Genomic DNA, 5,877 nt, shown 5'->3' with positions numbered 1-5,877 from the left:
GTACAACCGCCGCCGATGTTGTGGTAGCGTTCGATCACTGCAATACGCGCTCCCTGCTTCACCAGCCCCATCGCCGCACCTTCGCCGCCCGGACCGGAGCCAATCACAATGGCATCGTAATCGTAAGACTTTTGCATACCAGTACGTCCTATTTTTTTATCACATTTTTACAACGAGATTCTAACATCTCGCCGCGCACATCTGAATTCTAACAGCGTAAATTGCTGAAGTTTGACAAAGCGTGAGGTACATAGACGCTCACAAACTTTGCGCCGCTGTACGCTGAAAAGTTTGTTATAGTGCCTGCCAAATCACCTAAAAGGCCGGGAAAATGGGCGTTAGAGCGCAGCAAAAAGAACGTACACGACGTTCACTGATTGAAGCAGCCTTTAGTCAGTTAAGTGCAGAAAGGAGTTTTGCCAGCCTGAGTTTGCGTGAAGTCGCACGTGAAGCAGGCATTGCGCCGACCTCGTTTTACCGTCATTTTCGCGATGTCGATGAACTGGGTTTAACCATGGTTGACGAAAGTGGCTTGATGTTGCGCCAGTTAATGCGCCAGGCGCGCCAGCGGATCGCCAAAGGCGGCAGCATCATCAAAACCTCTGTAGCAACTTTTATGGAGTTCATCGGGAACAATCCCAACGCTTTTCGGCTCTTACTACGCGAGCGTTCAGGAACATCGGCGGCGTTTCGTGCCGCAGTCGCGCGGGAAATTCAGCACTTTATTGCTGAGCTAGCCGATTACCTTGAGCTGGAAAACCGCATGCCGCGCAGTTTTACCGAAGCGCAGGCTGAAGCCATGGTGACCATTGTGTTCAGTGCCGGTGCCGAAGCGTTGGATGTCGATATCGAACAGCGGCGTAAGCTGGAAGATCGCCTGGTGCTGCAGCTGCGGATGATCGCTAAAGGTGCTTATTACTGGTATCGCCGGGAGCAAGAGCGTCTGGCGGTTACCCTGGAAAAACCCGAAGAGTAATGTGATAAGGATAATGAAATGAGTGAGCAAAATCCGCGCGATAAAGGAACGCTATTACTGGCTTTTATCACCGGCTTAGCCATCAATGGCTCGTTTTCGGTCTTGTTTAGTACGTTTGTTCCCTTTTCGATCTTTCCGTTGATTGCGCTCGGCCTCGCGGCCTGGTGTTTGCATCAGCGCTATCTCAACCGCAATATGCCGGATGGTATGCCTTCGCTGGCGGCGGCGTTCTTCTTGCTGGGGATTCTGGTGTATAGCGCACTGGTGCGTGCCGAATATCCGGATATCGGTTCCAACTTTATCCCCACCATTCTGATGGTGGCGCTGGTGTTCTGGATTGGCATGCGTTTCCGCCGCGCAAAGAGCAAGAGCTAAAAACAACAACGGGAACCGCAGGGTTCCCGTTTTGTTTTAGGCTTTGCGCGTTAGCAGCACACCGCATTCCATATGATGGGTGTACGGGAACTGATCGAACAGCGCCAGCCGCGTAACGTCATGCGTTTCTCCCAGAACCGCGAGGTTATCGCACAGCGTTTGCGGGTTGCAGGAGATATAAAGGATGCGCGGATAGGCTTGCACCATCTTCACCGTTTCGTCATCCAGCCCGCTACGTGGTGGATCGACGAAAATGGTTTCGCATTGATAACTCTTCAGGTCGATACCTTCTAAGCGATTGAAGCTGCGCACGCCGTTCATCGCCTGAGTGAACTCTTCCGCCGCCATGCGAATAATCTGCACATTATCAATTTCATTGGCGGCAATGTTATATTGCGCCGACGCTACTGATGGCTTAGCAATTTCCGTAGCCAATACGCGGCGGAAGTTACGCGCCAGCGCCAGCGAGAAGTTGCCGTTACCGCAATAGAGTTCCAGCAGATCGCCACGCGAATCCTGCGAGACATCCAGCGCCCACTCCAGCATTTGAATGTTCATCGCCGCATTGGGTTGGGTGAAGCTGTTTTCGACCTGACGATAGATCATCTCTTTGCCCGCTACTGGCAAACGTTCATCAACATAATCACGATCAAGGCAGATTTTGGTTTTGGTGGCGCGACCAATCAACTGCACATCGAAACCTTGTGCGCGCAAATCGTCACGCAACGCGCTAGCCGCAAGAGTCCACTCATCTTCCAGCTTGCGGTGATAGAGCAGCGAGATAACGATCTGGTTGCTCATCGTTGACAGGTAATCGATTTGGAACAGCTTAAAACGCAGCGCACGGTTATCGCGGATCGCATCGATCAATTTTGGCATCAATTGGTTGATCAACTCGCTGGCGGCCGGGAATTGATCCACGCGGATACGCTGCTTGGTCTGTTGATCAAATATGATGTGATAAAGATCGTCGCCTTCATGCCAGATGCGGAATTCGGCACGCATACGATAGTGGCTGACCGGCGAACGGAACACCTCCACGTCGGGCGCGGCAAAAGGCACCATCATCGCTTGTAAGCGGCTGACTTTTTCCGCCAGTTGCGCGTCGTATTGTTCAATCGGGAGCTGTTCGGGTGTCATGGTTAATCCTGGTAATAAGCTAGCTTGCCGGGCGATTGTAGGCATTCACCTGCTGATGTCCAGCCCCGCGCATACAAGAAGGCTGGAAGTCTGGCCTTCTTGACCGTAGACTGCGTCGGCCGGCCTCCTTGAGTTAAAAGGGAATCCAGTGTGAATCTGGAGCTGACGCGCAGCGGTAAATGAATGTCGTGGTGATTGCATCTACAAACACTGTCCTGCCGGATGGGAAGTTTTTCACCATTTATGATTCTCAGCCCGAAGACCTGCCGGTGTGACGTCGCAATTTCTGGGACCATCGCGTGCTATCGGTCGCAGGCCTGCGGCATCCTGCTTCGTCTTTTGGATGCTAATACAATGAAAACAAAACATGCTTCGCTGTTTGCCTTTAGTGCAACGGCGTTGTCGCTCTGGGCGCAATTGGGTTATGCCCAGCAGAATGATACGCAAATCGTAACCGCCAACCGTTTCGCGCAGCCGGTTTCATCGGTGTTGGCGCCAACTTCCGTGGTGACACGCGAAGATATTGATCGCTGGCAGTCAAAAACGCTGACCGATGTGATGCGCCGTTTGCCTGGCGTGGATATTGCGCAGAATGGTGGTATGGGTCAGAGCAGTTCGCTGTTTATTCGTGGCACCAATTCCAGTCATGTGCTGGTGCTGATTGACGGTATTCGTCTCAATCAGGCCGGCGTTTCCGGTTCATCCGATCTCAGCCAGATTCCGCTTTCGCTGGTGCAACGCATCGAATATGTGCGTGGCGCGCGTTCGGCGGTGTATGGTTCGGATGCGATTGGCGGAGTCATCAACATTATTACTGGTCGCGATAAACCGGGCACAACGTTAACCGCTGGTGTCGGTTCGAACGGTTATCAGAGTTATGAAGGTTCAACCCAGCAGCAGTTGGGTGATGCCACCCGATTGACCATGGCCGGTAATTACACCTATACCCGCGGCTACGATGTGGTGGCCAACTTGCCTGACGTATATGGCGATCCGGCGCAGAAAGATCGTGACGGCTTCATGAGCAAGTCGTTGTATGGATCGCTGGAACATCAATTTAGCGATGAGTTGAGTGGTTTCTTCCGCGGTTACGGTATCGATAATCGTACGGCCTACGATGGCACTTACAGCTATGACAGCAGCTTCAACATCACTGGATTAGCTGATACTCGTCAGCTATATAGCCAGACTTGGGATACCGGCCTGCGCTACAACCATGACATCTATTCCACTCAGCTGATTGCCAGCTACAGCCGCAGCAAAGATTACAACTATGATCCGCGCACGGGTCGTTATGGTCCGGCGACTACACTGGATGACAGTAAGCAATATAACCTGCAATGGGGCAATACCTTCCAGGTTGGGCAAGGTACCGTCAGCGGTGGCATAGACTGGCAGAAACAGACTACCGAGCCGGGCACCGCGTATGTCACCAATAGCACTGAACTGCGCGATACCGGCATTTACGCTACTGCGCAGCAAAAGTTTGGCGATGTAACACTTGAAGGTGCGCTACGTGGTGATGACAACAGTCAGTTTGGCTGGCACAGCACCTGGCAGAGTGGCGCATCCTGGGAGTTTGTTGACGGATACAGCGTCTTTGCGAACTATGCCACCGCCTATAAAGCGCCGCGTCTTGGCCAGCTGTATGGCTCTTACGGCAACAGCGATTTGAAACCGGAAGAGAGCAAGCAGTGGGAAGGTGGCTTTGAAGGTTTAACCGGGCCGGTCAATTGGCGCGTGTCGGGTTATCGCAATGACATCGAAAATCTGATTGATAGCGATCCAAGTACTTACATCTATTACAACATCGATAAAGTACGTATTAAAGGTGTTGAGGCCACGGCATCGTTCGATACCGGCCCGCTTAGCCATCAGATTTCTTACGATTATGTCGATGCGCGTGATGCTGAGACCAATCAGCAGTTGGTGCGCCGTGCGAAGCAGCAGGTGAAGTATCAACTCGACTGGACGGTGTATGACTTCGACTGGTCTGTGACTTATCACTATCTCGGCGATCGTTTCGATACCGATTATAACCACTCTTATACCGCTGAACGCGTGAAACTCGGCGGCGTGAGTTTGTGGGATCTGGCAGTTTCGTATCCGGTCACATCACAGCTCACCGTTCGTGGTAGAATTGCCAACCTGTTCGATAAAGATTACGAGACAGTGTATGGCTATCCAACTCCAGGAACGGAGTATTACCTCAGCGCCAGCTACAGCTTCTGATCTAAAACCCACCGTGCTGGTGTTTGACTCCGGCGTCGGTGGGCTTTCTGTTTATGATGAAGTCCGGCATTTACTGCCGGATCTTCATTATCTCTACGCCTTCGATAATGAAGGCTTCCCGTATGGCGAAAAATCCGAAGACTATATTGTCGAGCGGGTGGTGGCGGTGGTGACAGCCATCACTCAGCGTTTTCCGCTCGCGTTAGTGATCATTGCCTGTAATTCGGCCAGTACCGTTTCTTTACCTGCGCTACGTGCGCGCTTCGAATTCCCGGTTGTCGGTGTGGTGCCGGCGATCAAGCCTGCCGCGCGGCTGACGCGCAATGGCGTGGTGGGATTGCTGGCGACGCGCGGTACGGTGAAACGTCCTTATACGCATGAGCTGGTGGCGCAATTCGCGCGGGAATGCAAAATCGAAATGCTCGGCTCTGCTGAGCTGGTGGAGCTGGCTGAAGCCAAGCTACATGGCGAAGATGTTGAGCTGGCGGATGTGCGTCGCGCGGTGCAGCCGTGGCTACGCATGAAAGAGCCGCCGGATACTGTGGTGTTGGGATGCACGCATTTCCCATTATTACGTGATGAGCTGCAAGTCGTGCTGCCGGAAGGGACGCGCTTGGTGGATTCAGGCGCGGCGATTGCGCGTCGTACCGTTTGGTTATTAGAGCATGAAGCACCGCATGCGGTTTCATCAGGACAGAATTTAGCGTTCTGTACGCGTATGGATAATGAGGTGATGAAATTATCACCTGTTTTGCAGCGTTATGGCTTCCCATTGCTGGAAAAATTGGCAGTTTAAAGGCGTTTCGCTGAAAAAATCAGCATTCAGAAATTAATTTGAATTTAGCGCTTGTCAGCTTCAAAGAAATCCCTATACTGCGCCTCCACTGACACGGAACAACGGCTTACGAAGCGAAGTGTTCAGGAGGTGGTCTTAACGGCAACCTTCAGAAAAGCAAAAATAAATGCTTGACTGAGAATGCGGAAAGCGTAATATACGCATCCCGCGCCGCTAGAGAAATCGCGGCATGCTCTTTAACAATTTATCAGACAATCTGTGTGGGCACTCGCAGGATTGATATCAGCGTCTCCGGACGTAAAAAATATCAAGTCTCACGAGTGAACACATAATGAAATTCATTATGACGTTTTACAGA

The 5,877-nt window shown here is 52.0% G+C and carries 6 protein-coding genes and 1 riboswitch; of the genes, 4 read left to right on the top strand and 2 right to left on the bottom strand.

Going from position 1 to position 5,877, the window contains the following annotated elements:
• Positions 1-137 (bottom strand): FAD-dependent oxidoreductase (locus ABDW13_RS23090; protein WP_343554840.1); only part of this gene is annotated, 137 nt, incomplete at its 3' end.
• A 194-nt stretch (positions 138-331) separates the two neighbouring features.
• On the opposite strand from ABDW13_RS23090, the gene fabR reads away from it, so the two are divergent.
• Together fabR and ABDW13_RS23080 are read left to right on the top strand one after the other, a co-directional pair.
• A complete protein-coding gene (fabR, locus tag ABDW13_RS23085; RefSeq protein ID WP_013510972.1) occupies positions 332-976 on the top strand; it encodes an HTH-type transcriptional repressor FabR in 645 nt (214 codons plus the stop codon).
• 18 nt (positions 977-994) lie between these two features.
• Entirely contained in the window at positions 995-1,351 is a 357-nt protein-coding gene (locus ABDW13_RS23080) for a YijD family membrane protein (protein WP_343554839.1), read from the top strand.
• 36 nt (positions 1,352-1,387) lie between these two features.
• Here ABDW13_RS23080 and trmA read toward each other — a convergent pair whose 3' ends face one another.
• The gene (gene trmA / locus ABDW13_RS23075; RefSeq protein WP_343554838.1) at positions 1,388-2,491 is read right to left on the bottom strand and encodes a tRNA (uridine(54)-C5)-methyltransferase TrmA; all 1,104 of its coding nucleotides are present in this window, start codon (positions 2,489-2,491) and stop codon (positions 1,388-1,390) included.
• Positions 2,492-2,594: 103 nt separating this feature from the next.
• Positions 2,595-2,777: riboswitch (cobalamin riboswitch) on the top strand.
• A 68-nt stretch (positions 2,778-2,845) separates the two neighbouring features.
• Here trmA and btuB point away from each other — a divergent pair.
• Both btuB and murI read left to right on the top strand, forming a co-directional pair.
• Positions 2,846-4,723, top strand: coding sequence for a TonB-dependent vitamin B12 receptor BtuB (gene btuB / locus ABDW13_RS23070; RefSeq protein WP_343554837.1), 1,878 nt, complete (start codon positions 2,846-2,848; stop codon positions 4,721-4,723).
• Positions 4,668-5,519, top strand: a complete 852-nt coding sequence (gene murI, locus ABDW13_RS23065) for a glutamate racemase (RefSeq protein ID WP_343554836.1) — start codon at positions 4,668-4,670, stop codon at positions 5,517-5,519. Before btuB ends, murI begins: the two co-directional genes overlap by 56 nt.
• Positions 5,520-5,877: the final 358 nt, after the last annotated feature.

Origin of the sequence: Pantoea sp. (genome assembly GCF_039594315.1) — a bacterium.
Taxonomy (GTDB): domain Bacteria; phylum Pseudomonadota; class Gammaproteobacteria; order Enterobacterales; family Enterobacteriaceae; genus Pantoea.
Note: the sequence above shows the minus strand (reverse complement) of the source record. Positions and strands in the feature narration are given on the sequence as shown.

Excerpts from the sequence above, each read along its gene's own strand:
- fabR (WP_013510972.1), top strand. The coding sequence starts at position 332 with ATGGGCGTTAGAGCGCAGCAAAAAGAACGTACACGACGTTCACTGATT.
- ABDW13_RS23080 (WP_343554839.1), top strand. The coding sequence starts at position 995 with ATGAGTGAGCAAAATCCGCGCGATAAAGGAACGCTATTACTGGCTTTT.
- trmA (WP_343554838.1), bottom strand. The coding sequence starts at position 2,491 with ATGACACCCGAACAGCTCCCGATTGAACAATACGACGCGCAACTGGCG.
- btuB (WP_343554837.1), top strand. The coding sequence starts at position 2,846 with ATGAAAACAAAACATGCTTCGCTGTTTGCCTTTAGTGCAACGGCGTTG.
- murI (WP_343554836.1), top strand. The coding sequence starts at position 4,668 with ATGGCTATCCAACTCCAGGAACGGAGTATTACCTCAGCGCCAGCTACA.